This is a genomic window from Nonomuraea sp. KM90, assembly GCF_052246675.1.
Lineage (GTDB): Bacteria > Actinomycetota > Actinomycetes > Streptosporangiales > Streptosporangiaceae > Nonomuraea.
Genome location: NZ_JBQQCB010000138.1, coordinates 1 through 24,596, shown reverse-complemented (window position 1 = coordinate 24,596; position 24,596 = coordinate 1). Strand labels below are relative to the sequence as shown.

General features: G+C 69.7%; 26 protein-coding genes. 11 read left to right on the top strand and 15 right to left on the bottom strand.

Going from position 1 to position 24,596, the window contains the following annotated elements; translation table 11 throughout:
• Positions 1-739 precede the first annotated feature (739 nt).
• The 3 genes from ACTWPW_RS54620 to ACTWPW_RS54610 are packed head-to-tail and all read left to right on the top strand — an operon-like array spanning position 740 to position 2,854.
• The gene (locus ACTWPW_RS54620) at positions 740-1,234 is read left to right on the top strand and encodes a SigE family RNA polymerase sigma factor (protein ID WP_375117489.1); all 495 of its coding nucleotides are present in this window, start codon (positions 740-742) and stop codon (positions 1,232-1,234) included.
• On the top strand, positions 1,227-2,489 hold the full coding sequence (locus tag ACTWPW_RS54615; RefSeq protein ID WP_443173641.1) for a hypothetical protein: 1,263 nt from the start codon (positions 1,227-1,229) through the stop codon (positions 2,487-2,489). Before ACTWPW_RS54620 ends, ACTWPW_RS54615 begins: the two co-directional genes overlap by 8 nt.
• A gap of 23 nt (positions 2,490-2,512) precedes the next feature.
• The gene (locus ACTWPW_RS54610) at positions 2,513-2,854 is read left to right on the top strand and encodes a hypothetical protein (RefSeq protein WP_443173640.1); all 342 of its coding nucleotides are present in this window, start codon (positions 2,513-2,515) and stop codon (positions 2,852-2,854) included.
• Positions 2,855-2,978: 124 nt separating this feature from the next.
• Here the strand turns inward: ACTWPW_RS54610 and ACTWPW_RS54605 are convergent, their stop codons facing one another.
• Complete coding sequence (locus ACTWPW_RS54605) at positions 2,979-4,283, bottom strand: M50 family metallopeptidase (protein ID WP_443173639.1); 1,305 nt, start codon at positions 4,281-4,283, stop codon at positions 2,979-2,981.
• Positions 4,284-4,831: 548 nt separating this feature from the next.
• Between ACTWPW_RS54605 and ACTWPW_RS54600 the strand changes: the two genes are divergently transcribed.
• Complete coding sequence (locus ACTWPW_RS54600) at positions 4,832-5,035, top strand: hypothetical protein (RefSeq protein WP_443173638.1); 204 nt, start codon at positions 4,832-4,834, stop codon at positions 5,033-5,035.
• A 151-nt stretch (positions 5,036-5,186) separates the two neighbouring features.
• On the opposite strand, the gene ACTWPW_RS54595 is transcribed toward ACTWPW_RS54600, so the two are convergent.
• A complete protein-coding gene (locus tag ACTWPW_RS54595) occupies positions 5,187-6,356 on the bottom strand; it encodes an FAD-dependent monooxygenase (RefSeq protein ID WP_443173637.1) in 1,170 nt (389 codons plus the stop codon).
• Between the two features lie 29 nt (positions 6,357-6,385).
• Between ACTWPW_RS54595 and ACTWPW_RS54590 the strand changes: the two genes are divergently transcribed.
• On the top strand, positions 6,386-7,000 hold the full coding sequence (locus tag ACTWPW_RS54590) for a TetR/AcrR family transcriptional regulator (RefSeq protein ID WP_443173636.1): 615 nt from the start codon (positions 6,386-6,388) through the stop codon (positions 6,998-7,000).
• Here the strand turns inward: ACTWPW_RS54590 and ACTWPW_RS54585 are convergent.
• The 7 genes from ACTWPW_RS54585 to ACTWPW_RS54555 all read right to left on the bottom strand — a co-directional run bounded on the left by ACTWPW_RS54585 (position 6,978) and on the right by ACTWPW_RS54555 (position 12,267).
• On the bottom strand, positions 6,978-7,388 hold the full coding sequence (locus tag ACTWPW_RS54585) for an inorganic phosphate transporter (RefSeq protein WP_443173635.1): 411 nt from the start codon (positions 7,386-7,388) through the stop codon (positions 6,978-6,980). The genes ACTWPW_RS54590 and ACTWPW_RS54585 overlap by 23 nt on opposite strands.
• Positions 7,389-7,463: 75 nt before the next feature.
• On the bottom strand, positions 7,464-8,204 hold the full coding sequence (locus ACTWPW_RS54580) for an ABC transporter ATP-binding protein (RefSeq protein WP_443173643.1): 741 nt from the start codon (positions 8,202-8,204) through the stop codon (positions 7,464-7,466).
• A gap of 71 nt (positions 8,205-8,275) precedes the next feature.
• Positions 8,276-9,109: an ABC transporter permease gene (locus tag ACTWPW_RS54575; protein ID WP_375117481.1), complete on the bottom strand. Its 834-nt coding sequence runs from the start codon at positions 9,107-9,109 to the stop codon at positions 8,276-8,278.
• On the bottom strand, positions 9,106-10,065 hold the full coding sequence (locus ACTWPW_RS54570; protein ID WP_443173634.1) for an aliphatic sulfonate ABC transporter substrate-binding protein: 960 nt from the start codon (positions 10,063-10,065) through the stop codon (positions 9,106-9,108). Before ACTWPW_RS54570 ends, ACTWPW_RS54575 begins: the two co-directional genes overlap by 4 nt.
• 100 nt (positions 10,066-10,165) lie before the next feature.
• Positions 10,166-10,447 carry a hypothetical protein gene (locus ACTWPW_RS54565; protein WP_443173633.1) on the bottom strand — a complete coding sequence of 94 codons (282 nt, stop codon included), beginning with the start codon at positions 10,445-10,447 and terminating at the stop codon, positions 10,166-10,168.
• Positions 10,448-10,465: 18 nt separating this feature from the next.
• Positions 10,466-11,722: an NAD(P)-binding domain-containing protein gene (locus ACTWPW_RS54560; RefSeq protein WP_443173632.1), complete on the bottom strand. Its 1,257-nt coding sequence runs from the start codon at positions 11,720-11,722 to the stop codon at positions 10,466-10,468.
• Entirely contained in the window at positions 11,719-12,267 is a 549-nt protein-coding gene (locus tag ACTWPW_RS54555) for an OsmC family protein (RefSeq protein ID WP_375117478.1), read from the bottom strand. Before ACTWPW_RS54555 ends, ACTWPW_RS54560 begins: the two co-directional genes overlap by 4 nt.
• 72 nt (positions 12,268-12,339) lie before the next feature.
• On the opposite strand from ACTWPW_RS54555, the gene metX reads away from it, so the two are divergent.
• The 3 genes from metX to ACTWPW_RS54540 are packed head-to-tail and all read left to right on the top strand — an operon-like array spanning position 12,340 to position 15,348.
• Positions 12,340-13,533, top strand: coding sequence for a homoserine O-acetyltransferase MetX (metX, locus tag ACTWPW_RS54550; RefSeq protein WP_375117477.1), 1,194 nt, complete (start codon positions 12,340-12,342; stop codon positions 13,531-13,533).
• A 13-nt stretch (positions 13,534-13,546) separates the two neighbouring features.
• A complete protein-coding gene (locus tag ACTWPW_RS54545) occupies positions 13,547-14,869 on the top strand; it encodes an O-acetylhomoserine aminocarboxypropyltransferase/cysteine synthase family protein (RefSeq protein ID WP_443173631.1) in 1,323 nt (440 codons plus the stop codon).
• A complete protein-coding gene (locus ACTWPW_RS54540; protein ID WP_443173630.1) occupies positions 14,866-15,348 on the top strand; it encodes a CoA-binding protein in 483 nt (160 codons plus the stop codon). The genes ACTWPW_RS54545 and ACTWPW_RS54540 overlap by 4 nt, the downstream gene beginning before the upstream one ends.
• 260 nt (positions 15,349-15,608) lie before the next feature.
• Here the strand turns inward: ACTWPW_RS54540 and ACTWPW_RS54535 are convergent, their stop codons facing one another.
• Complete coding sequence (locus ACTWPW_RS54535; RefSeq protein WP_443173629.1) at positions 15,609-16,826, bottom strand: MFS transporter; 1,218 nt, start codon at positions 16,824-16,826, stop codon at positions 15,609-15,611.
• A gap of 61 nt (positions 16,827-16,887) precedes the next feature.
• On the opposite strand from ACTWPW_RS54535, the gene ACTWPW_RS54530 reads away from it, so the two are divergent.
• The gene (locus ACTWPW_RS54530; protein ID WP_443173628.1) at positions 16,888-17,904 is read left to right on the top strand and encodes a DUF5937 family protein; all 1,017 of its coding nucleotides are present in this window, start codon (positions 16,888-16,890) and stop codon (positions 17,902-17,904) included.
• A gap of 560 nt (positions 17,905-18,464) precedes the next feature.
• Here ACTWPW_RS54530 and ACTWPW_RS54525 read toward each other — a convergent pair.
• Complete coding sequence (locus tag ACTWPW_RS54525; RefSeq protein WP_443173627.1) at positions 18,465-19,088, bottom strand: LysE family translocator; 624 nt, start codon at positions 19,086-19,088, stop codon at positions 18,465-18,467.
• A gap of 109 nt (positions 19,089-19,197) precedes the next feature.
• On the opposite strand from ACTWPW_RS54525, the gene ACTWPW_RS54520 reads away from it, so the two are divergent.
• The gene (locus ACTWPW_RS54520; protein ID WP_443173626.1) at positions 19,198-20,172 is read left to right on the top strand and encodes a LysR family transcriptional regulator; all 975 of its coding nucleotides are present in this window, start codon (positions 19,198-19,200) and stop codon (positions 20,170-20,172) included.
• Here ACTWPW_RS54520 and ACTWPW_RS54515 read toward each other — a convergent pair.
• Together ACTWPW_RS54515 and ACTWPW_RS54510 are read right to left on the bottom strand one after the other, a co-directional pair.
• Positions 20,155-20,793 carry a nitroreductase/quinone reductase family protein gene (locus tag ACTWPW_RS54515; protein WP_443173625.1) on the bottom strand — a complete coding sequence of 213 codons (639 nt, stop codon included), beginning with the start codon at positions 20,791-20,793 and terminating at the stop codon, positions 20,155-20,157. The two genes, ACTWPW_RS54520 and ACTWPW_RS54515, sit on opposite strands and share 18 nt — an antisense overlap.
• Entirely contained in the window at positions 20,790-21,569 is a 780-nt protein-coding gene (locus ACTWPW_RS54510) for a glucose 1-dehydrogenase (protein WP_364123385.1), read from the bottom strand. The genes ACTWPW_RS54515 and ACTWPW_RS54510 overlap by 4 nt, the downstream gene beginning before the upstream one ends.
• 143 nt (positions 21,570-21,712) lie before the next feature.
• On the opposite strand from ACTWPW_RS54510, the gene ACTWPW_RS54505 reads away from it, so the two are divergent.
• Positions 21,713-22,357 (top strand): TetR/AcrR family transcriptional regulator, encoded by a 645-nt coding sequence (locus ACTWPW_RS54505; protein WP_443173624.1) that lies wholly within the window; start codon positions 21,713-21,715, stop codon positions 22,355-22,357.
• 341 nt (positions 22,358-22,698) lie between these two features.
• Here ACTWPW_RS54505 and ACTWPW_RS54500 read toward each other — a convergent pair whose 3' ends face one another.
• Positions 22,699-22,926 carry an IS3 family transposase gene (locus ACTWPW_RS54500; protein WP_443173623.1) on the bottom strand — a complete coding sequence of 76 codons (228 nt, stop codon included), beginning with the start codon at positions 22,924-22,926 and terminating at the stop codon, positions 22,699-22,701.
• 65 nt (positions 22,927-22,991) lie between these two features.
• The gene (locus ACTWPW_RS54495; RefSeq protein WP_443173642.1) at positions 22,992-24,341 is read right to left on the bottom strand and encodes an IS30 family transposase; all 1,350 of its coding nucleotides are present in this window, start codon (positions 24,339-24,341) and stop codon (positions 22,992-22,994) included.
• Positions 24,342-24,596 lie beyond the last annotated feature (255 nt).

The following is a 24,596-nucleotide window of genomic DNA, read 5'->3' as shown; positions in this document are numbered from 1 at the left end:
CCGAAACGGAGTTCCGCACCTGGGTCGCGGCCAGCACCTGCCTGGCCGCGATGCTCGTCGCCCTGATGCGCTGGGCCCAGGAGGACGGGCGCCCGGACCTGCCCGGCCTGATCGCCGCCGCTCTCCGTGCCGCCTTCGATGACGACTTCGACTGACCATCCGCGCGGAGGCCACCACACCCCGTAACCTCTTCCGCTGGCCGCCCAGCTCCTGGCCCGGCTGCTGCTGGAGGGGGATCCGGCGGGTGCGGCCACCGCGCTCGGCATGAGCAAGGTCGTCCGCGCTGCGTTCGACCGCGGCGATCTGGAGTGAGCGCGCTCGTGGCCACCCTGCTGGACCGGCTCGGCCGCACCGGCCATGCCAGGGCATGCCCTGGCATGAAGCGATCGACAACCTGATCAACATCCGTACGGAGTCACCGAGCTGATCGACGAGGCCGCCGCGGCCGCCGCGGCGCAGGACGTCGCACCAGGTCAAGGCTGCGTGGGCGGGCAACGCCGGAGCGGCGTCCTTATTGACACCGACCCCCGCCGCCCCAGGCAGTCGGCTCCCCTTTCCCCGGTCTTGCCTGCCGGACTCACTTCGCCGGGCCCGCCGGATGCGGACCTGGCACCGCGCCGAGCAGAACACGGCATCCGCGCGGCGCCGGCAGCGCGTGCACGGTGGAAGTCTGCGACATTCTTCCGTCGCCACTCAACCATCCGACCGGCTGGAGTGTCCTTGGAGGCCGGAGGTATGAGTGGACGACCCGACGTTTGAGAGATTCGCGGCGCAGCGGCTGCCGGCGCTCTATCGCTACGCCATGGTCTTGACCCAGAACCGGCACGACGCCGAGGACCTGGTGCAGGAAGCGCTCACTCGAACTGGCCTGCGGTGGAACGCGATCAGACGCAAGGACGACCCGGAAGGGTACGTCCGCACCACCATGGTCCGCATCATGGCCAACCGATGGCGGCGGCCCAAGCGCGAAGTGAGCGTGTCGGCGCCCCCCGAGCCGGCGGCGGAGGACGTGGGACTGGAACGCCTGCTGGACGACGACGGCATCCGCTCCAGGATCGCCGGGCTGCCGCCGCGCATGCGGGCCGTACTGGTGCTGCGTTATGTCGAGGAACGCGGCGATGAGGAGATCGCCCGGTTACTGGGGTGCAGCCGCGGGACCGTCAAGAGCCAGGCGTCGCGAGGGCTCGCCCGGCTGCGTGAGGCCGTCAAGACCGAGGAGATCGAGCATGGATGACCTGGAACGCCGTCTTGCCGCGCTGCTCAGCGAGTCTTCCCCGGGCGATCCGCCGCCCGGTCTGGCAGATCGGATCCACCGGGCCGTGGCCACGCGCCGCAGGAACAGGCGGGCCTTGGCGCTGGCCGCCGCGGCGGGAGCAACGGCGGTCCTGGTGGCCGTACCCCTGGCCGTACGCGGCGGGAACGGTGAGGCCGCAACCACGGCGAACCTGAGCCCGACCCCCGCATCGACCCCCGGATCGACCCGGTCTTCCGAGCCGACGGTGACAGTGTCCACGCGGCCCGAACCGACCATGACCAAGACCGTGACACCCACCCCGGACCAGGCGAACGTCAACATCCCTGCCGGCCTCGGTATCGAACAGGCCCTGCGCCGCCTCCTGAACGTGGCGAGCGTCGTGGACGTCGAGAGCCGCACGGCGCGGGGCAAGCCGTTCACGCCCGCAGCGCTGGGCAGCGACGGAACGGTGCTGGGAACGACACCTGACGGGCAAGTGGCAGAGGCGGGCGCGAGTGGCGGCACGCCCCAGGAACTCGGCTTCCCGGCGCGGTCGGGGCTGGGGACGGCCACGGACTTCCGCACCTGGACGGACCTGAACGGCTCGTCGGCCGCCCAACGGTGCCGCACGGCGGACGGGAGCACACGCACGATCAGCCCGCAGGGCACAGAGCCCGGAGGGCAGGTCTGGGTGGACGGCGGCGTGATCGTCGGCAACGACGTCATGCGGCAGCCCTGGGCGGCCAAGGGATGCGCGCAGGTGGGTACGGTCGTCAAGGCCGGGGACCCGGCGAGCGGGGTGGCGGTGGCGTTCTCCTACCCCCACCTGTTCGCCGCCGACCGGGCGAACGACAAGGTGCTGCGCATCCTCGACGTCGAGACCGGAAAGGTGACGGCCGAGCATCCGCTGCCGGAGGGGGTCCGCGCGCAGACCATGGACGCTCCGGACCAGAAGTGGTACGCGGCCGCATCCGGCAAGTGGTTCGCCTGGGTGGCCGACGGCACGCTGCGGTGGATGCCGCGCGACTCCTGGGGGCCGATGTCCACGCTGCCCGGAGTTCCCGCACCGACGCAGGGGGTCTCCCCGTGGATGACGGCGGGCAACCGGCTCATCACCTACAACACCGGGGCCACCTCGGTCCTGCTCGATCCGGTCACCGGCACGCGATACAAGAGCCCGGACGTCATGCTGGCGGCGGGCGACTGGCTGCTGTGGCACAACGGCGACGGCTACCGTCTGGCCAACCTCCGTTGAGGCCTCCGGCAGGTGTCCTGCTGGTGCTCGTCATGATCCCCACGATCGCGAACCTGGCCGGCGGCGGCCCAACGTACATCTGGACGCCGTCCCTCCCTCTGCCCCTCCTGCGTCTGGTCACGGAGGCGGGACTGCTGGACGCCTGGTTGGTCGCCGACCTGCTCGCCGCCCTCGGCATGATCGGCGTACTCGCGGCGGCGGCCACGGCCGTGAGGGAGTACGCCGTGGCCGCGACACTGCTGGCCCTGGTCGCCGCCGTCAGCCTCGCCGCCACGGCGGCCGGCGCCCTGCTCCCCCTCGGCTACGCCCTCCTCTACACGGCCGGGCTCGTGCTGGTACGGCAGGCGAGGCCCTTCTCCACCTGAGCGACCAGCCTTCGGTGGCGGTGGAGCAGTTCCACGCCTGCGGGGTGTGCGGACCATCTCGCCCAGCATGCGCGGCTGGTGGAGGGCGGGCGGAGTTTCCGACGAGGTCCGCCGACTACTTCCGTCAGTTCGTCAGTGTGAGCGGGTTGACCAGGTCGGCGTAGACCAGCAGGCCTGCCATGATCATCATCACCAGCGCAGCCGCGTACGTCAGGGGCAGCACCCTGGCGATGTCGACGTGCTTGGGCTTCGGCCGCCGCATGACCTTGGCGTAGGCCCGCTTGATGCCCTCCCACAGCCCGCCGGCGATGTGGCCGCCGTCCAGTGGCAGCAGCGGGATCAGGTTGAACATGCCGATCGCCAGGTTGAAGCCGGCCAGCAGGCTGACAAAGGTGGCGATCTTCTCCTCGTTGGACAGGTCGGAGGTCAGGATCTCGCCGCCCAGGCGGCCCGCGCCGACCACGCCCACCGGGCCCTCGGGGTCGCGCTCCTCGCCGGAGAAGGCCGCGTGCCAGATGCCGACCATCTTCTCCGGCATGTTGAAGATCGAGCCCGCCACCCTGGCCGTCAGCCCGCCCATGTAGCCGATCACCTGGCCAAAGCTCTGCCGTTCCATCACCTCGGTGGGCCGCACGCCGAGATAACCGACGTTCTTGTCGATCTTCTCGGGGTCGTCGAGGCTGGGCCGGTCTTGGGCGATGAGCGTGACGTCAACCGTCATCGGCTTGCCGTCACGCACGATGTCGAGTTCGACCGGGCCCGGACCATGGGAGCGGACCAGGCGGACGGCGTCGTCCCAGGAGCCGATCTTCTGGCCGTTCAAGGAGACCATGCGGTCGCCCGGCTTGAGGCCCGCCTGCGCGGCCGGGGCGAGCTGGTCGCCGGGCTCGCAGGCGGCGCGCCGCTCGGAACTGGGGATTACGCACGTCTCGGTGGCGGACGAGACGATCGGGGCATCGGTAGGCAGGCCGATGCCGACCAGCAGGATGGTAAAGAAGACGAACGCCAGCACGAAGTTCATCAACGGCCCGCCGGACATGATGATGACCTTCTGCCACCACTTCTTGCGGTAGAAGACGCGGTTCTCGTCGCCCGGACGCACCTCTTCCAGCGCGATCTCGCGGGCGGACTCGATGAGCCCCTGGAAGGGCCCTGTCGCCGTGCTCCTGACCTTGGCGGGATCATCTCCGGGGCGCGGCGGCAGCATTCCCACCATGCGGATGTAGCCGCCGAACGGGATCCACTTGATGCCGTACTCGGTCTCGCCCTTGCGCCTGGACCACGCCGTGGGGCCGAAGCCCACCATGTACTGGGTCACCCTGACGCCGAAGAGCTTGGCCGGCACCAGGTGGCCGAGCTCGTGCAGCGCGATGGAGACCATCAACCCAAGGAGGAAGAGGATGATCCCCACGACGTAGAGCCAGTTCATCCAGGGCGCTCCTCTGCAGACGACAAGGGCAGACGTGACGGACGAGACGAACGGTGCGACGCTCCAATGTAGAGGAACTCGCCACACCACAAGCAGCGTGCTGGAGTTCCTCGGCAGCACCGGGCTACGCGTCCTGTCCGACACCGGTACACCGCCCTGGCCGACGCAGAGAACGCCCGAGCGGGCTGTGGCCGCCCCGCGCGAGGCCGCCCCCACCGAGCGCGATGACCGTCCGGGGTAGGCCGCTTGGCGCCCCGACTTCGAACCGGCAGCCGCGCCGCCACGTCGACCGGCGCCTACGCTCCGTCGTCGACAGGGCCGACATCGCCCGACCGTGTCTACCACGAACTGATCCAGGCGGCGGCGCACGTCGCGGCCACACGCTGCCGGGGCGAGAACCACACCATGGCGGCTGCCACCCGCGTCCGAGGCGGCCGGATCGTCACCGCGGTGAACGCCTATCACTTCACCGGAGACACCTGCGCAGAGCTGGTCCTGATCGGCCCGCCGCCACCCAGGGCATCTATGACCTCGGCACCATCGTCGCCGTGGGTGACCGTGACCGAGGCATCGTGCACCCATGTGGCCGCTGCCGCCAGGTCCTCCTCGACTACGTCCCAGCCCTCGATGTCATCGTCAGGACAAACGACGGGCTCCGGATGGTGCCCGTCACCGGCCTGCTTCCCGAGAGCTACCTCTGGGCGGACCACCAGCTCGACTCCGAGGAGAGCGCACCACTCATCACGAGCTGACGCCCAAGACGGTTGCAGCGCACAGCTGACCAGCCCTCGTGATCCGGCCTGGGGAGACGACATCGCCGGAAGGTGATAGTGGCCGGCCGCGATTCCCCGCCGGCGGCCAGTTTGCTTGTCACCGAAGTGGCGGGGATGGCTTCGGACCGGTTCAGGCGGCCCGGGTGTAGTGGGGCAGGGGGCGGGCATTCCTGGCCTGGACACGGCGTTCCACTGTGCCGATGGCTTTCATCAGTGGCAGGCGGGCCACGAGGTCGCGGACGCAGCGGCCGCCTTCGGTCCGGGGCACCATGAGGCGGACGTTGGGGCCGATCTGTTGTTTGTTGTCCACCAGTGGACGGTGTGCTGCGTCGTAGCGGGGGAAAGCCACGCGGTGGTCGCCGCCTGCTGCGGCGAGCTCTCCGGCGAGGCGGTAGGCCCCGACCAGGGCGAGTTCGGCGCCCGCGCCCGATGCGGGGGACGTGCACCAGGCGGCGTCGCCGACCAGGACGACGCGTCCGTTGGACCAGGAGTCCATCCGCACCTGGCCCAGGGCGTCGAAGTAGAAATCGGGGTCGGTCAGGGCCGAGTCGAGAAGTTCCCTGGTCCGCCAGGACGCCTGGCCCGCGAACGCCCTGCCGACCAGAAGCTTGTGCTCGGTGATATCCCGGCGGTCGTAGTCCAGCGGAGCGGAGCGGAACATGAAGTACGCCTTGGCCTGGGCATGGTTTCCGGACCGGTAGATCCCGGTCATCTTGCCTGGGGTGTTGAACATCGTCACCCAGCGATCCTCACCGAGCACGGCGTCGGTGTTGGCGAAGGCGAAATAGTGGTTCTTGAACGCGATGAACTTCTCCTCCGGCCCGAAGGCGATCCGCCGGACGTTGGAGTGCATGCCGTCGGCCCCGGCGACCAGGTCGAAGCGGCGGGCGGGCGCGTACTCGAAGGTGACGGTCACGCCGTCGTCATCCTGCTCCAAGCGGCGGATGGAGTCGCCGAGCATGATGTCCACATCGGTCACCTCGCGCAGCAGGGAGACCAGGTCGCCGCGCATGATCTCGGTGGAGGCCGGGTCCTGGGTGTCGATCCGGGCGACGGCCCGGCCGGCGGCGTCGACGAACTTCATGCCGCGCACGTCCGTGCCCAGCTCCCGTACCCGTGACAGGAGTCCCATCCGGTCGACCACCGTGACCGCGTCGTCTCGCACGTCGACCCCGTTGCCGCCCAGGCGCAACACGGGCGCACGCTCGACCACCGTGGGCCGGAATCCGTGCCGTGCCAGCCAGTGGGCCAAGGTCAGGCCGGCGATGCTTGCTCCTGAGATCAGGATGCGCTCGTTCATGCCGGCCTCTCACGCTAGACTTAAGTGAAATGCACATTCCAGTTGATTATGTGGAAGGGACATTCCAGTTGTCAACGCCCACGGGAAGCCGACGCCGTGCCGACGCCGTGCGCAACCGCCGACTCTCCCTGGAAGCGGCCACCGCGCTGCTGGCCGAACCCGGTACAACCCTCACGGTCGAAGCGATCGCCACCCGCGCGGGCCTGGGCGCCGCGACCGTCGTGCGCGCCTTCGGCGGCAAGGACGCCCTCCTGGACGCCGCCGTCTCCCGCCTGCTCGAACCGATCGTTCAACGCGCCCGCGACCTGCTCACCGAAACCACGCCGTACCAGGCCCTGCGCACCTTCCTCCGCGAACTGCTCGCCTTCCAGGCCGCGCACCACGCCATCAACGACCAGTTGGGCGGTCTGGACCTGCCCGCCACCGCCGCCCTGCGCGCCGACCTGGTCGCCGCCGTGGAGGAGATGATCGAAGGCGCCCGCCGCGACGGCGCCGTCCGTACCGACCTCGACCCCGCCGTTACCACGACGCTGATCAGCCAGACCGCCCTGGCCATCGCGCGCGCCCAGCCATCCTCACCCGACCTCGTCGATGCCTACCTCACCGTCCTGCTGGATGGCCTCAGCCCGCAAGGCTCGACCTGACCCGCCAGGGCATCGCCGCGCTCCCGGCCGGCCGCCGCCCAAGCCAGCGCTCCCGGAACCCGAAGTGGGACGAGGTGAAGATCACCGCCGCTGACGAGCCTTCGGCCGCGAAGCCCTGCGGTGTCTCGTTGCCGGTCAACCCCTTTCCCAGGGTCCGGATCACCCGCCGGCCACCCACGTACGTGCCGAGCGCGATCGCGGCGGCGCTGGCCACGATGACCCACAGCGGCGTGCTGGCGTCCTCGCTGCGGGTTCCAGCGACGATCATGGCCAGGGTGATGACACCCATGGTCTTCTGCGCGTCGTTGGTGCCGTGCGTCAGCGACACCAACGACGCCGACCCGATCTGCCCGAGGCGGAACCCGCGCTCGCGAGCCCGCTCCGGCACCGACCGGGTCAGCCGATGGACCAGATACGCCGACCTGGGGAAACGTCACTACCACCCGAGCCGTCCTGACCTGCGTCAGGACTGGTCGGGGCGTAAGGGCACGCGCAGGCGGGTGAGCAGGTGGCGGCGCAGGGCGCCGAAGCCTGGATCGTCCTGCGCGCGCGGGTGCGCGAGCGTGACGGGGGTGTCCTCGGCGATGCGCCCGTCCTCCAGGACGAGGAGACGATCGGCGAGCAGCAGCGCCTCGTTCACGTCGTGCGTGACCAGGAGAGCGGCGAAGTCGTGCTCGCCGCGCAGGCGGAAGAACAGCGCCTGCATCCTGAGCCGGTTGAGCGCGTCCAGGGCGGCGAAGGGCTCGTCGAGCAGCAGAATGTCGGGCTCGCGGACGAGCGCGCGGGCCAGGGCGACCCGCTGCGCCTGGCCGCCGGACAGCTCCGCGGGCCAGGCCCGCCCACGGTCGGCAAGGCCGACCTCCGCCAGTGCCGCCGCCGTACGCCGGGCCAGGTCCGGTCCGCGCAGACCGAGCGCGATGTTGTCGGCGACCCGTTCCCACGGCAGCAGCCGGTGTTCCTGGAACACCACCGCAGTGCGCCCGCTGGTGCTCACCTCGCCGTCCGCTCCGGAGTCGAGACCCGCCAGGACGCGCAACAGCGTGCTCTTGCCGGAGCCGCTGGCGCCGAGCAGCGCGACCACCTCGCCTCTACGGATGCGCAGGTCGACACCGTCAAGGACAGTCGTGTCGCCGAACGCGCGCGTGACACCCTGCGCGGCGACCACCGCGTCCGCCGCCATGTCCACCGTCATGTCCGCCGCCATGTCCGCCGCCATGTCCACCGTCATGTCCGCCGCCATGTCCGCCGCCATGTCCACCGCTGGGGTGGCGGGGCTCAGCTCGCCTTGAGGCCGCGCCGCCATGCCAGGGCCCTCCCTTCCGCCGTACGCAGCGCCAGGTCGGACAGCAGGCCGAGCAGAGCGTAGATGAGCAGCCCCAGCACGACGATGTCGGTCTGGGCGAACTCGCGGGCCTCCATCATCATGAAGCCGAGCCCGCTGTCCGCGTTGACCTGCTCGCCGACCACCAGGCTGAGCCAGCCCGCGCCGAACGCCAGGCGCAGGCCCAGGAACAACGACGGCAGCGCGCCGGGCAGCACGACGTGCCGCAGCCGGGCTGCGGCGGACAGGCCGCAGGTGCGCGCCGCCTCCACCAGCCGCTCGTCGATGTCGCGGATGCCGCTGTAGGTGTTGAGGTAGACCGGGAAGAACGCTCCCAGCGCGACCAGCGAGATCTTCAGTGGCTCACCGATGCCGACCCAGATGAGCAGCAGCGGGACCAGGCCCAGGTGGGGCAGCATGCGGGCCATCTGGACGGGCGGGTCCACCAGGTCGTCGCCGATCCGCAGCAACCCGGCGACCGCCCCGAGCGCGAGCCCGAGCCCGCCGCCGATGGCCAGGCCGATGACGGCCCGAATCAGGGAGTCGAGCAGGTTGTGCCAGAGCGTTCCGTCGGCGGCCAGCCGCCAGCCCGCGTCCAGCACGTCGCTGGGCGCCGACAACTTGTCCGGGGGCAGGATCCCGGCCCGGGAGGCGCCTTCCCAGAGGACGACGATGAGCAGCGGGGTGACGATCCGCCGCCAGCGCGTGGCCTGCGGCGGCCGCGAACGCTGCTGTGGGCGGGTCCGGTCGCGTTCCGTCCGCAAGGCCCGTACGGGTGTCGTCGTCACCGCAGCACCTCGCTGAACCGGTCGTCCACTCGGCCGGCGATGTCCACCTTGCCGGGGATGAGCGCGAGCGCGGCGAAGCCGTCGGCGATGCGCTGCAACTCCGCGCCGATCGCGGGTGTCACCGGGGCGACGGGTCTGGCGCTGCGGGCCAGGGCGCGCTTGGCGACGTCTTCGGGGATCTTCAGCTCCGGAGCGAGGAGCCGGGCGCGCTCTTCCGGGTTGGCGATGCCCCACTCCGTGGCCTCGCGGAGCTGCTGGAGAAGCTGCTTGATCTGCGCGGACTTGGCCTCCAGCGCCTCGGGCGAGGCGAGCAGGTACTCCCGGTTCCCCGCGAGCCCGGTCGCGTCGGCGAGCACCTTGACGCCGGGCCGCTCGGCGAGGGCGAAGTACGGGTCCCAGATGATCCACGCGTCGACCTGACCGTTGTCGAACGCGGGCCGTCCTTCCGCCGGCTTGAGGTACTTGACATCGACGTCCTTGATCGTCATGCCGTGCTTCTCCAGCAGCCGTACGAGCAGCCAGTTGACGTTGGAGCCCTTGTTGAGGGCGATCGACCTGCCCTTGAGATCTTTGAACGTCGTGATGCCGCCGGCCTCCTTGACCAGGACGGCCTCACCCTGCGGCACTTCGGCGGACGTGCTGATGATCTTGAAGTCCGTCTTCCCCGCTGCGGCGAAGATCGGCGGCGCCTCACCGGTGTAGCCGACGTCAATGGATCCGGCCTTGAGCGCCTCGGTTACCGCCGGGCCGCTCTCGAACAGCGACCACGTCACGCCGGGCGTCGCACCTCGGGCCTTGACGAGCGTAAGGGCGCCGAACCGCTGGTATCCCACCCGTAGCGTCTGGCCGCCCTCGGCGGCCTGCGACGTCTCGCCGCCGCAGGCGACGCCGCCGCCGAGCAGGAGGACGAGCACGCCCATGACATTCACGAACAACCGTAAGGACCGATCACGCATGCCATATTTTACCCATATAACCTACCATTTGAATAGGTAATACTGAGGAGAAATGAGGCGTCGTGCCACTGCCCACGCGACTTCCGCGTGGCCGGGGGAGTCAGCGTCGCTGCAGGTTCCTGCCCCGGGCGACCTGCTGCGCGGCCTGTACGAGCAGTTCCGGCCCAACACCGGCCACATCCCGGGCGGCCCCTGTGCGGCCGGACGTCCAGCAGTGGTGGTGGACCTGCCGGGCGGTGCGCGAGTTCGCTCCCGCCACGGTCGGCGGTTCACGTTCTGCCTGCTGAGGCCGGTCGGCGAGGAAGGGGTTCACCTCATCACGCAGGTCCCGGTCCGGCGTCGCCCGCCCGCCCGCGGCCACGATGTCCAGCTCGGCCGACATCCCGCGTGTTCGCGATGTTCACCGCCGTACGGCCAGGTATCCCGCGAGGTGGTCGATCACCTCGCGGGCGTCGGCCTCGATGCCGTGGATGAACGTGGACCTGCGCCGCCGCAGCACGGGCAGCCCCAGCGCGTACAGCCCGGGGCCGTCGACGACGCCGCCGTCGTGGCGCAGCCGGCCCTTGTCGTCCACCACGGGGACGTCGAGCCAGCCGTAGTCGGGGCGGAAACCCGTCGCCCACACGATCGAGCGGATCTCGCCGCTACGCAGGTCGAGTTGCAGCCGCGCCGACGCGGGCACCCGGGTCGGCGCGAGGCGTTCCGGCGGGCCGAGCTCGAGGTCGCGCGTACGGGCCCATGCGTCGAACGTGGCCAGCAGGCGCTCCAGCTTGAGGTCCGCGAGGGAGAACACGTTGCGCAGCCCGCCGGAGAACAGCGCGCGGCCGTCGCGGACGGCGGCCCAGCGGCCCACCACTTCGACGCCCATCGAGGTGAGCGCGTTGAGGTCGAGCGTCGCGCGCTCGGGAGTGCCGACGAGCTGGGGCGAGGGCAGCCGCCGGGCCCGCGCGAGGTCGTCGATCTCGTCGTATCGCTGGTCCCACACACCGGAGGCGTCCATCCACCACAGCACGTCGCGCCCGCGATAGGTGCGGGGCAACCGCACGTGCTCCCCCACCGAGAGGATCACCGGCCGCCCGGAGCGCCGCAGCTCGGCGGCCAGTTGCACGCCGGTGGCCGACGCGCCGACGACGAGCACGCCGCCGTCGGGCAGCCGGTCGGGCGCACGGTAGTCGAACGGCGTCAGTTGCCGCACGGACGGCGGCACGGCCTCGCCGAACGGCGGCACCACCGGCCGGTTGCAGGCGCCGCTCGCGATGACCAGCGCCCGGCAGCCGATCTCGCCGCGGCTCGTCGTCACGCGGTAGCCGTCGTCGGCGGGTCGTACGGACGTGACGGTCGTGCCGGTCCTGACGGGAGCGCGCGAGAGCGCGGCGAAGCGCTCGATGAACCGTGTCACCTCCTTCGTGGTCAGGTAGCCGTCGGGGTCGGCGCCCGCGTAGGCGAGGCCGGGCAGGCGGCTCTGCCAGTTGGGGGTGAGCAGCCGGAAGGAGTCCCAGCGTTCGCGCCGCCAGGAGTTCGCCACCTCGCCGCGCTCGATCACCAGGTGATCGATGGACCGCTCGCTGAGGAAGTGGCTCGCGGCGAGGCCGGCGTGGCCGGCGCCGATGACGACGGTGGTGACGTGCTCGATGGTGGCTCGGCCTTCCGGGCTCACGCGACGTCGACGGTGACGTTCGTCGGGTTCGTCAGGGCGTCGAACACGGCCGAGCGCTTCTGGGACTGGGCCACCAGCGCCTCGATGTCCTGCTTCGAGGCGTCCGCGTCGATGGTGAAGGTCACCTTGATGTCGTCGAAGCCGTTGCGCACGTCGGCGTCGACGCCGAGGATGCCGCGGATGTCATGCGTGCCTTCGAGCCTCGCCTCGACCGAGCGCAGCTGGATGCCGCGGTTCTGCGCAACGGACGCCACGCCGGCCGTCAGGCAGCTCGCCAGGCCGACGAGCAGGTACTCGATCGGCGTGATGCCGTTGTCCTCCGCCGCGAACACCTCGGGGTGGTCGGCGTCGAACACCGCTTCCCTCTTGTGGCTGCGCTCCTCACCGAGGCCGAAGAACTCCTTGACGGTCGTGGTGCTGTGCACGCCGTTCCGCCATGTGGAGGAGGCCCGCCAGACGAACCGGGCGGCCTCGGGCGCGCCCTTCAGCACCTCGCGCGCCTCCAGCAGCGCCTGCACGTTCACACCGTTCGCGACTGTGGTCATGGCCCCACCTATCTCCTGTATTTCCGGTAGGTATTTGAACATACACCTCCCGTGGCGGCTACCATAAGTCCCATGTCGCAGCCAGCTCCCACGCTCGCGGCCGGCAGTGTCGGCATCGTGGAGACCCGCTACCTCGACCTGCCGGAGCCGGTGCGCCTCGACTGCGGCCGGGAGTTACACCCGGTGCGCGTGGCGTACGAGACCTACGGCACCCTGTCGCCCCGGCGGGACAACGTCATCCTGGTGTGCCACGCGCTCAGCGGCGACGCCCACGCGGCGGGCCTGTCGAAGGCGCCGTCCGGGGAGAGCACGCGCGACGGGTTCGGGGCCGAAGGGCATGGCAAGGGGCTCGGCTGGTGGGACGGGATGATCGGCCCCGGCAAGGCATTCGACACCGACCGCTTCTTCGTCGTCTCCACGAACCTGCTCGGCGGCTGCCGGGGGACGACGGGGCCGTCCTCGATCGACCCGGCGACGGGCACGCCGTACGGGCCGGACTTCCCGGTGATCACGGTCGCGGACATGGTGCGCACGCAGCGCGCGTTCCTGGACGCCATGGGCATCGAACGGCTCGCGGCGGTGGCCGGGGGCTCGCTCGGCGGCATGCAGGCGCTGGAGTGGGCGGTGCTCTTCCCTGACCAGGTCGACGCCGTCATCCCGATCGCCAGCACGCACGCGCTGCACCCGCAGGGGGTGGCCTGGAACGCGATCGCCCGTGACTCGATCATGCGCGATCCGGCCTGGCAGGGCGGCCGCTACTACGGCACGGGCCGCGCGCCCGACGCCGGCATGGGCATCGGGCGGATGGTCGGCCACATCACCTACCTGTCCGCGCCGGCGCTGGAGGCCAAGTTCGGCCGGCGGCTGCAGGGCTCCGACGAGATCCGCTACACGATCACCGAGCCGGAGTTCGAGGTGGAGAGCTACCTGCGCCACCAGGCCGACTCCTTCGTCAAACGCTTCGACGCCAACACCTATCTCTACACCTCGCGCGCGCTGACGTACTTCGACCTCGCCCGGCAGCACGGCGGCGGGTCGCTCGCGCGGGCGGTCGACGGCGTCTCGGCGCGCACGCTGCTGATCGCCTTCAGCTCCGACTGGCTGTATCCGCCGTCGGCGTCGCAGGAGCTCGAGCAGGCGCTGCGCGCTCTCGGCAAGCCGGTCGAGCTCCAGGTGATCGACGCGCCGTACGGCCACGACTGCTTCCTGCTGGAAGAGGCGCGACAGACGCCCATCATCCGCCGGTTCCTGGCTCAGCCCGTCTGAAAGAGAGGCTCATGTGACCGACCAAGTCCCCCGCGTGGAACAGGACCGCGAGTTCGGGTTCGAGACCCGGCAGCTGCACGCCGGGCAACGGCCGGACCCGAACACAGGCGCCCGCGCGGTGCCGATCTTCCAGACGACCAGCTACGTCTTCGAGGACCCGGAGTCCGCGGCCGCGTACTTCAACCTGCAGGAGTACGGGAACACGTACTCGCGCATCATGAACCCGACCGTCGCGGTGTTCGAGGAGCGGGTGGCGAACCTGGAGGGCGGCGCCGGCGCGGTGGCGTTCGCCAGCGGGATCGCCGCGCAGGCGGCCGCGCTGTTCACGCTGCTGCAGCCGGGCGACCACGTCGTGTCGTCCTCGGCGCTCTACGGCGGCACGGTGAACCAGCTCAAGCACCTGCTGCGCAAGATGAGCGTGGAGCTGACGTGGGTCGATCCCGACGATCCGGACGCCTGGCGCAAGGCCATCCAGACGAACACGAAGGCCTTCTTCGGCGAGACGATCGGCAACCCCGCCGGTAACGTGCTGGACATCGAGACGGTGGCGGCCATCGCGCACGAGCACGAGCTGCCGCTGATCGTGGACAACACGTTCGCGACGCCGTACCTGTGCCGGCCGATCGAGTGGGGCGCCGACATCGTGATCCACTCGGCGACCAAGTTCATCGGCGGCCACGGCACGAGCATCGGCGGCGTCGTCGTGGAGGCGGGCACGTTCGACTGGTCGAACGGGCGCTTCCCGGTGGTCGCGGATCCGTCGCCGGCCTACCACGGGCTGCGTTTCCACGAGACGTTCGGCGAGTACGGCTACCTGATGAAGCTGCGCGCCGAGACCCTGCGCGACCTGGGCGCGGCGCTGTCGCCGTTCAACGCCTTCCTGTTCCTGCAGGGCCTGGAGACGCTGTCGCTGCGCATGGACCGCCACGTCGGCAACGCGCTGGCGGTCGCGGCCTTCCTCCAGTCGCATGAGCTGGCCTCCGGCGTGACCTTCCCCGGCCTGCCGGACAGCAGGTACCGGCCGCTGTTGGACAAGTACCTGCCGCGCGGCGCCGGCGCGGTGTTCTCCTTCGACTGCGCCGGTGGCCGAACGGGCGGGCAGGCGTTCATCGGCGGGCTGACGCTCTGGTCCCACCTGGCGAACGTCGGCGACGCCAAAAGCCTGGTCATCCACCCCGCCAGCACGACCCACCGCCAGCTCGGCGACGACGAGCTGCGGGCGGCCGGTGTCGGCCCCGGCACGGTACGGCTGTCGGTCGGCACCGAGTCCGTCGACGACCTGATCTGGGACCTGGAGCAGGCTTTCGCCCGCGTCGGAGAGGTGGCCCCGGCATGACCGCACTCGACCGTTACCAGGACGCGCTCACGATCCAGCGCGTGCTGCATTCGACCAGGACGATCGCGATCGTGGGCCTGTCGGGCAACGAGCTGCGGGCCAGCCACTTCGTCGGCTACTACCTCAAGCGGCACGGCTACCGCGTCATCCCGGTCAACCCCCGGGAGCAGGAGATCCTCGGCGAGCGGAGTTACGCGAGCCTGCTCGACGTGCCCGTTCCGGTGGACCTCGTGAACGTCTTCCGCGCCCCGGACGCGCTGCCGGAGATCGCACGGGAGACGGTGGCGATCGGCGCCGCGGCCCTGTGGTGCCAGTTCGGCGTGGTCAACGAGGAGGGCGCGCGGATCGCCGAGGACGGTGGCGTGAGCGTGGTCATGGACCGCTGTCTCAAGGTCGAGCACGCGCGCTTTGTGGGGCGGATGCACTGGCTCGGTTTCAACACCCGGCGCATCACCTCCGTCCGCGCCGGGCTCCAGTAGCCCATCCGATCCGTCACCCCCGGCGGCCCTCGGATGGGTGGCGGGCAGCCGGGGCCGGCCGGGGCCGAGCAGCCGCTCGCGCGGCGTCGAGTCGCCGTACACCCGCAGGCTGCGCCCGGCCAGCGGGCGCACGGCGCGCTCGGTGAGGTCACCGCCGCGGGCCACGACGTCGTCGAGTGGGCGGGGTCTCGGCCGTAGGCGGCGGCGCGGCGGCGGGTGCCGGCGATGTCGTCGCGCAGCGCCCGCGGTGAGGGCCTGGATCAGACCTCGTGGCGGAGTGGACTGAGCCAGATCGGCACCCAGCTGAGCGCCATGATCGATGCGCCTGTCCACATTGCCGTCCCAATGCCACAGACCTCGCCGAGGAGGCCCGCCACCAGACCACCGACGCCGACAGCACCCATCAGGATCAGGCGCATGGTGGCGTTCATCCGGCCGAGCATCGGGTCGGGTGTGACCTTCTGCCTGAAGCTGACGAGCAGCACGTTGTTCACCCCTGTCCGGAAGCACAGGATGCTCCATGCGGCCGCCGCGATCCAGACGCTCCAGCCGACGAACGGCACCAGGAGCGCGAACGGCGCAGTGGCCACGCCGACGATCCACACGGCACGCCCGCGGCCGAACCGGCGGCCGATCAGGTGAGCCGTCGAGGAACCGGCCAGCACACCCAGCCCGCCGATGGCGAGGTAGACCCCAAGCACCCAGGCAGGATGTCCGAGCTCGTCAACGAGTAGCACGGGCAGCAGCGTCGAGCAGAGCGGGAACGCGAGGTTCGCCATGCCGCCTTGTGCCGCGATGGCGACGAGGACGCGGTTGCCGAAGAGGAATCGCATCCCCTCGCCGATCTGCCGTCCGAGTCGCTCGCCGGGTACGGGGACGGGCGTGAGCTCGGGCTTGGTGATCCGGCGTAGCCACACGGCCGACCACAGGTAGGTGAGCGCGTCGAGCAGGATCGCCGCCGGCGCGCCCGCGACAGCCACCAACACTCCGGCGGTGCTCCTGCCGCCCACGTCCATCGCCGCGCTCGTGCCGACGAGCATCGAGTTCGCGGCGGTGAGCCGGTCGCGGCCGACCAGGTACGGGACCGTGCTCTGAGAGGCGACGTCGAAGAAGAGCGTGCCGACTCCTGTCGCGATGGCGACGCCGTACAGCTGGGTCATCGTGAGAGCGTCCAGCCACCACGCGACCGTTACCGACAGCAGGAACGCAGCGCGGACAAGGTCCGTCGCGATCATCACCGGGCGGCGCCTGACCCGGTCCACCCAGGCTCCGGCAGGTAGGCCGAGCACGAGCACGGTGATGGTGGTGAGGGCGCTGAGCAGTCCCACTTCGCCGGGCCCCGCGTTGAGGGCGCTCACCGCGAGCAGGGGCATCGCCACGTAGCCGACCTGGGTGCCGAACTGGCTGACCGCTGAGGCCAGGTAGAGGTTCCGGAACGAGGGGTCACGTAGCAGCGGTGCCTCGGCAACAGTTGTCATGCCCCCAAGAGGAGGGGATAGTGGCCCCTGAGTTCTATTGATTAACTAGAGGACGAATTGAATGGGACTTGAGCTGACATTCACCGCACAGGATGCCGCCAATGTCCGTTTCGCTGTTTCTCCTCTGTGGGAGGTCGTCGCGAGCGTGCGGGTGGTGAAGGACCCGGCCGCGCATGCCGTACTCAAGCCCTGGGTCGAGCGGGTGCGACGGCGGCTCGCCGATGTCGACTGGCGGTTGCTGTCCGACCTGGTGCCGGTGCCGACGACCTCGATCGTCGGCTTCGTGTGCCCGCCGCCCTCGACCTCCGTGCCCGACCTGGAGGTGGAGCTTGCCACGATGGCGGCGATGGCACCTCTGGTTCAGGAGAGTCTCGACGCCTGGGACGGCCCACGCACCCAAGCGCTCCAAGCGCTCCATGCCGACCCCGCGGGAGGCCTCGAAAGGCTCGCCAAGGAGATCCGCGACTACTGGGAAGCGGCCATCGCGCCCTACTGGCCCCGACTCAGCACCCTGCTCGAAGGCGATGTGCTCTACCGCGCCAGGTTACTGGCCGAGGGTGGCCTGCGGCGCATGCTCAGCGACCTTGACGCCGCCGTGACGTGGGAGGGAGAGACGCTGCGCCTGCCGAAGACGATCTGCGAAGGAGTGCGCCCGCTGGGCGGGCTGGGGCTGTTGCTCGTACCATCGGTGTTCACTTGGCCGCGCGTCTTCTCCATCACGACCCCGCCCTGGCAACCCACGATCCGCTACCCCCCGCGCGCCGTCGCGACGCTCTGGGAGCACCGCGAGAGCGACCCACCACAGGCGCTGGCCGCCGTGCTCGGCCGGACCCGCGCCCGACTGCTGGCCGAACTCGACCAGCCCGCCTCGACCAGGGAACTGGCCACCCGCCTCGGCCTGTCAGAACCAGGCACGAACCAGCACCTCACCGCTCTCCGCAGGGCCGGACTGGCCAGCGCGCACCGCACGGGGAGATACGTGCTCTATGCCCGTACGGCCGTCGCCGAGACACTACTCGCCGGCGACGCAAGTCCCATACCGAGCAGTCACGGGTACCCACGTGCGGGAACCACCTAACTCCCCGACCTCCAACCCCGCGCCCAAGGCCTGAGGGATCGCGACGCTGAGGTCGTCCGGACGGTGCGAGGTCGTCACTCCTGAAGTGACGACCCCTCGATCCGGGGAGAACCGCTGTCCGCCAACGTGGTACATCCCGTGTCCGCAGCTGGGGTAGGTCTTCTGTCCGCGAACACCTGATGTGCGGGGTCTGGTGTGCTCGGCTCACAGGGCCGGGGCGAACAGGTGGAGGCGAGCCGTGACGGATCGCTTGTCGAAGGTAGGCGAGCGTGGCGGATGAGAGCCGGCTGGTGCCAGTGCGGTCGCGGATCGGTGATCGTGCTCGGGCGGACAGCCGCCCGGTGTCGGCCGCGCACGCCTGTGTCTCGTACGCGGCGGACCTCGTGCAGCGGCTGGTCGATCCGCGCCTGCGGGCGCACGTCGGCGGGGGCGGCCGTGAAGGGACGGCTCACGTTCGTGATCGGCTGCGTGCTGGTGGGGGCAGTGCTCGTAGTGGCCGCCGTGTCGCTGGTGTGGCTGCCGTACGATCCCGCCACCACCACGGGCGGCCGGCCCGGCCCTCAGACACCTGCTACCACCGCGGCGCCCAGCCCCAGCAGGACAACGCCGGTGGTCACACTGAGTCCCCGCAGGACGGTCGGCTGCGATACCAGGGCGCGCCCTCGGCCGACGGCCCAGGTGAGCAACATGTACCAGGAGGCGCTCACGAGCGCCCACAGGACTCCCAGGGCGACGGTTGACAGGAACACCGAGCCTTTCGCGGTCACGAACTGGGGCAGCACAGAGACGGCGAACACGCCCGCCTTGGGGTTGCCGAGGTTGGTGATCAGGCCGGTGAGGTATCCGCCCGCGAAGCCAGTGCTGCGCCCGCTCTCGCGGGGCGGGCGGGTGGAGACGGTGGTGAGCGTGGTCCGTAGCGTGTTCACCCCGAGGATCATCAGCACGATGCCGCCCGCGATCCGGAGCACCGCGTACGCGGTGGGGCTGGCCAGCAGGACGGCGGACAGCCCGGCCGCGGCGGCCGTGGACCACAGCAGGAAGCCGGTGGCGTTGCCCGCGAGCGTGCCTCGGAGCGTACGTTGGCCGCCTTCCAGAACCTGCCGGATCATCAGGGCTTGACTCGCGCCTGGCAGCATCGCCAGCAGCAAGGTGGTGGCGATGAAAACGGGCACATGCGTGGGCATGGGAAAGAACCCCTTCCGGGGATTGCGGCCGATGGGTGCACCACCAGGCTTCCTGCCTCGCGGCCCTAAGAAAAGTTAAAATAGATGGGTGCAGCGTTAGGATTAGTGAATGCTGGTGGATCCGGGACAGCTGCGGCTTCTCGCGTTGATCGAGCGGCACGGCTCCCTGACAGCGGCGGCTCACGCACTCCAACTCACCCCCGCGGCGGTCACCCAGCAGGTGGCCAAGGCCGAACGCGACTGGCAGGTGCCCCTGGTCGTCCGCGGCCCTCGCGGAGCAACGCTCACCGCGGCCGGTGCGCTGCTCGCCTCCCACGGTCGAACGGTGGAGGAGGCCTCGGACAGGGCCAAGGCGGAACTGGCCGCACTGCTCGGCCACCTCTCGCTCCGTCTGCGGATCGGGACGTTCCAGGCGGCTGCCCTGCACCTGCTGCCACCGGCCCTGACGGCTCTGCGACACCGCCATCCGGACGCCGACGTCTCCGTCATAGATGTGGTGTCCGGACGCGGAGCGGACGAGATCAGCGCGGGACGCCTGGACGTGGCCATCGTCGCGTCCTGGGGCACGCCGCTCGCGCCGCCCCCACACGTACGGGCCCACTCGCTCCTGTTGGACCCGATGGTCGTGGTTCTCCCCGATGACCATCCACTGGCCACCAGGCAGCCCGCGGACACCGAACTTCACCTCGAACAACTGCGCGACGAATCGTGGGTCTCCATCCTGGCCGGCCATGCCGCCCGCGAACAGTTCCACGACGCCGCGCGCGAGGCCGGCTTCACTCCCACCGTGCGGTTCGAGACCGAGTCCTACGACGTCGCCCAGGCCCTCGTCGGCACAGGCATCGCAGTGGCCCTGGTCTCTCGCCTGGCCCTGACCCATGCGCCTGGCACCACCCATCGCGAACTGGCCCACCCCAGGCCCTACCGCCAGCTCTACGCCGTGACCAAAACCGACGCCGGCCTCACACCACTCGCAGACATGCTCATCGACCTCCTACGTGATGTCGCCCGCGACATCACCGCCACCTGGGAGGCTCCCCTGCAAGAAGAACAACGCTCATCGAACTCACCGAACGGAGCCTGAAAGCCCCCGGTTCTGAATCGACACCGCCTGGTCCGGAGCGGCCGGCCCCGCTCCGACCGGCCATCGACGCGGGCCGGCTTCACCACCGCCCTGACCGCCGACGTCATCACCTGCAAGACATCGACCTGATCGGCACCATCGGCCGTCACGTCCTGGGCGGAAGCTAATGCGCATCAGTCGGCTGTCGGCCCAATCTTCGAGCCGTGTCGGCCGGATGGTGCCGGGGTCGTGGGGCTGATTGAGATCCGCGACGATCTCCGCCAGCACGGCCTGACGCTCGGCTGGGTCGGTGACCGGCGTGGCCCGTGCGGGCAGATCTGCGGGGACCCCGTTTTTGAGGTGGAAGGTGAAGTCGGGATTGGCGAGAAGGTTCGCATGCCAGTCGGTCGCGGCCCCGCCGGCGCCGCTACACAGGTAGGTGGTGCCCGCAGCTCGGTAGAAGAAGATCTCGATGCGGCGTGGTCGGCCGGTGCGGCGCCCCAGCGTCGTGATGTCGATGATCCGTTCTCTGGTGCCCGCGGCAGGTGTGATCTCGATGGCTCGCCGGATGGGATCGGGCAGATGGGACAGAGATGCGTCCCGTGCGGAGTCGTTCGATCCGGTCGTGTCTGGAGTGCTCATGCGGTCTCGTTCTGAAGAGCGGGGCCGAGGAGGAGCCCACCGTCGATGACGTACTCCGAACCGGTGATGAACGACGCGTCCGATGACGTGAGGAAGAGGAGAAGACGGGTGACGTCGGTCGGCTCTCCGAGGCGGGGGATGGCGAACGGCTCGGGCGAGTAGAAGTCGGCGATCGCCGCGGTGGCGCCGGCTGCTGGTTCGTGGATGAAGGAGGTCGCGATCACGCCGGGGTGGATGGTGTTCACCCGGATGTGGTCGCGGCCGAGTTCGAGTGCTGCCGTTTGGGTGAGACCTCGTACCGCCCACTTGCTGGCGACGTACGGCGCGTAGTGAGCCGTGCCGCCCAGGCCCATGGTCGAGGCGATGTTGACGATGGCTCCCCCTGCCGCGCGGCGCAGAGCGGGGGCGGCGACCTTGATGCCGAGGAAGGTCCCTGTGAGGTTGATGTCGAGGATGCGTGACCACGTGGCCTGCTCCGTGTACTCGATCGGCGCCGGCGGGTTCTGGACGCCAGCGTTGTTGACGAGCACGTTCAGGGCGCCGAAGGCGCTTTCGGCGGCTAGCACAGCGGCGGACCACGAGCTCTCGTCGGTGACATCGAGGCGGGTGAAGTGAGCGCGGGTTCCGAGCTCGTCGGCGAGAGCGGCGCCCCGTTCGGCGTCGATGTCGCCGATCACCACGTTCGCTCCCTCCGCGTGAAAGGCGCGTACGTGGCTCGAGCCCTGGCCGCCGGTCCCACCGGTCACGAGCACGGTCTGGTTGTCGAAGCGGTTCATCAGATGTTCCTTCGGTACGGGGTGACCGACCGGGATCTTCAGTGATGAACGCCGGCCGATGGTGAGCTGAGTGACTCACCACTGCCCTGACACTAGATCGGTGGCAATGGTGAGTCAAGCCACTCATCTTGTATGCTCGGTCCATGAGCAGTGTCGTGACGACGTACCACCAGCGCGTCGCCCAGGAGAAGCGCGCGCTGATCGTGACGGCCGCGACCGCACTGTTCCTCGAGTTGGGCTACGACCGGACGTCGCTGGCGCGGATCGCAGAGCGCTCGGGCGTTTCCCGGGCCACCTTGTTCAAGCAGTTTCCGAGCAAGGCTGCCCTGTTCGACGCCATCGTCACCGAGTCCTGGGCAACCGCTGACGAAGAGGATCCTCCGCCGGCAGGCAACATCGTCGACGGGCTCAGCACCATCGGTCGCCGCTACGCCGAGCTGTTGAGCCGCCCTCAGATGACCGACCTGTTCCGAATCGTCATCGCCGAGCTGCCGCGATTTCCCGAACTCGCCAATGCGCAGTTCTCGCACGGGAAGATGCCCTACTTCGAGTCCGTACGCGGCTACCTCCTAGCCGAGCACGAGGCGGGAACGGTGCGGGTCGAAGACGTGGAGCTCGCAGCCACCCAATTCCTGGGCATGATCTCCAACTACGTCTTCTGGCCGACACTCCTCGTGCCGGGCTGGGAGGTGAGCGCCGAACGCGTCGCTCAAGTGGTCGACGAGGCCGTCCACACCATCGCCGCCCGGTACGCCGTGCCTGGACCAGGGCCGTCCACCCACGACTGACCCCGCCGACCGCGACTGAGTCCCACCGCCGCCAAAGGAGCGGCTGCCTGAGCAACCGAGTCTGTCGGCTCCGAGGGCGTTCGCGGGGTATCCCCGGGGCGGACACCGAAGGAGGGAGTGGAGATGTGTTCACCCGCCTTGACCAGCCTGGCACCAGCACGGCCCGACAAGAGTCTTAGCGGCGGGCCCAAACCTCCACGGCTCCGCTCTGGGGTGGAAACTGTCAACGACATCATGAGGGGCGGCCCAAGACCCGCGGGCCCGGGGCCGCGGCTACACCCTCAGTTGTGAAGAGCCACTTTGATGTGCCCCGAGTTCGGTGGAGCTGACCTGGTTGGCTGTCATGCCGGCTGGGTCTTTGGCTGAAGCATCTCGTACTCGATCGGGGTGAGCGTCCCCAACGAGCCATGTCGTCGCTGCCGGTTGTGGAAGATCTCCAGATACTCGAAGATCGCGTTCGCTGGTTCCAGGCGGGTGTTCCAGCGCCGTCGGTTGAGCAGTTCGGTCTGCATCCGGCCCCGGGACGACTCCATCAGGGCGTCATCGAAGCAGTCGCCGACGCTCCCCATCGAGGGCAACAGGCCGGAGGCCCTGACTCGCTCGGTGAATGCCCAGGAAAGCGTATTGCTTGGGTTCAACCTGTCGTTGCAACACCGGCATGTTGGATCGAGCGTAGCTGCTCGTCGAACACCTCGGCGGGGGTGCGCCAGCCGAGGATCTTGCGGGGCCGGTTGTTGAGCGCAAGGGCGACGGCTTCGAGGTCGTCGGCCGTCCATCTCGACAGGTCAGTGCCCTTTGGGAAGTACTGACGCAGCAGCCCATTGGTATTCTCGTTCGTGGGCCGCTGCCATGGGGAGTGCGGGTCGGCGAAGAACACCTTCGTGCCGGTTTCGAGCGCGAACTGCACGTGGGCCGACAGCTCCTTGCCCCGGTCCCAGGTAAGGGTCTTGCGCAGCTGCTCGGGCAGTTGGGTCATCGACGCCGTCAGGGCTGCGTTCATCGCGATCGCGCCGTAACCACCGAGCGCGGGGCCGTTCTTCACCGGCGGCGTCTGGCCCCACCCGTCCAGTCGTGGCAGGTGCACCAGCAGCGTGGAGCGGCTGGCGCGCTCCACGAGCGTGCCGATCGCCGACCGGCCGGTGCCGATGATCAGGTCTCCCTCCCAGTGCCCAGGAACGGCGCGGTCGTCGGCTTCAGCCGGCCGCTGGCCGATGACCACCTCTGCGGTGACGTGGCCCTGCGGCTTGTTCCGGGACCTCGAGCGCGGCTCACGCAACGCACGTCCGGTGCGCAGGCAGGCGACCAACTCTCGCTTGAGCGCGCCGCGGCCCTCGATGAACAGGGCCTGGTAGATCGCCTCGTGGCTGATGCGCATGGACTCATCATCGGCGAAGTCGAACCTCAGCCGATGGGAGATCTGCTCCGGGCTCCAGGCCGTCGCCCACCGCCGGTCCTGCCGGTGCGGCTTGTTCAGTCCCTTCCACGCCGGCGGCTCGGGCCCGGCGACGACCGTGCCATCCGGTCTGCGGACGCTCCCGCTCAGGCGCTCCTGCACGTACTCGCGTAGCCGCGGATTCGACACCAACTTGGCTGTCTTGGGGCGCTTGGCCGCCTGCTGCGCCTTCCACTGCGCCACCGTGGCCCGGTACTCCTGCTTACCGCCCCGTGTCGCCGCGTTGCGGCGCAACTCACGCGAGATCGTCCCCGCATCGCGTCCAAGGCTGCGGCCGATCTCCCGCACGCCCTTGCCCTGCGCCCGCAGCAGCGCGATCTCCTCGCGTTCGGCGAATGACAGATTGCGGCCCGAGGGCTCGTCCAGGCGGATCGGCGGCATGCCGCCAGCATGACGAAACCACCGCACCCCAACCGGCCACGACACGCCAACCTGAAGCGCGGCCTCAACCGTTGTGATCCCCGTCGCGATCAGACGCCAGAAGTCCCGCTGCACGGCGCGCGAGGGCTCAGGCCGACCCGGCGAACGCATCGGTGGCCGCAGCGCCCGGTCCGCCGCCCACTGCCTCCGCGCCCCTTCAGGCACCCGCTCCAGCTTGGTATTCCCGCCCATCGCACACCTCCGTGATCAAGGTGTTGCGACGACCGGTTGAATCCGCCTTGCACACCCCGATCAGAATGATGCACCAGATCGCCGTCCAGGCTCTCACGCCGCGACCATATCGCCATTTCCAGCGCCGACAAAGCCAGATCGGCCCGCAGATGATCGGCAACCTCCCAGCCGACA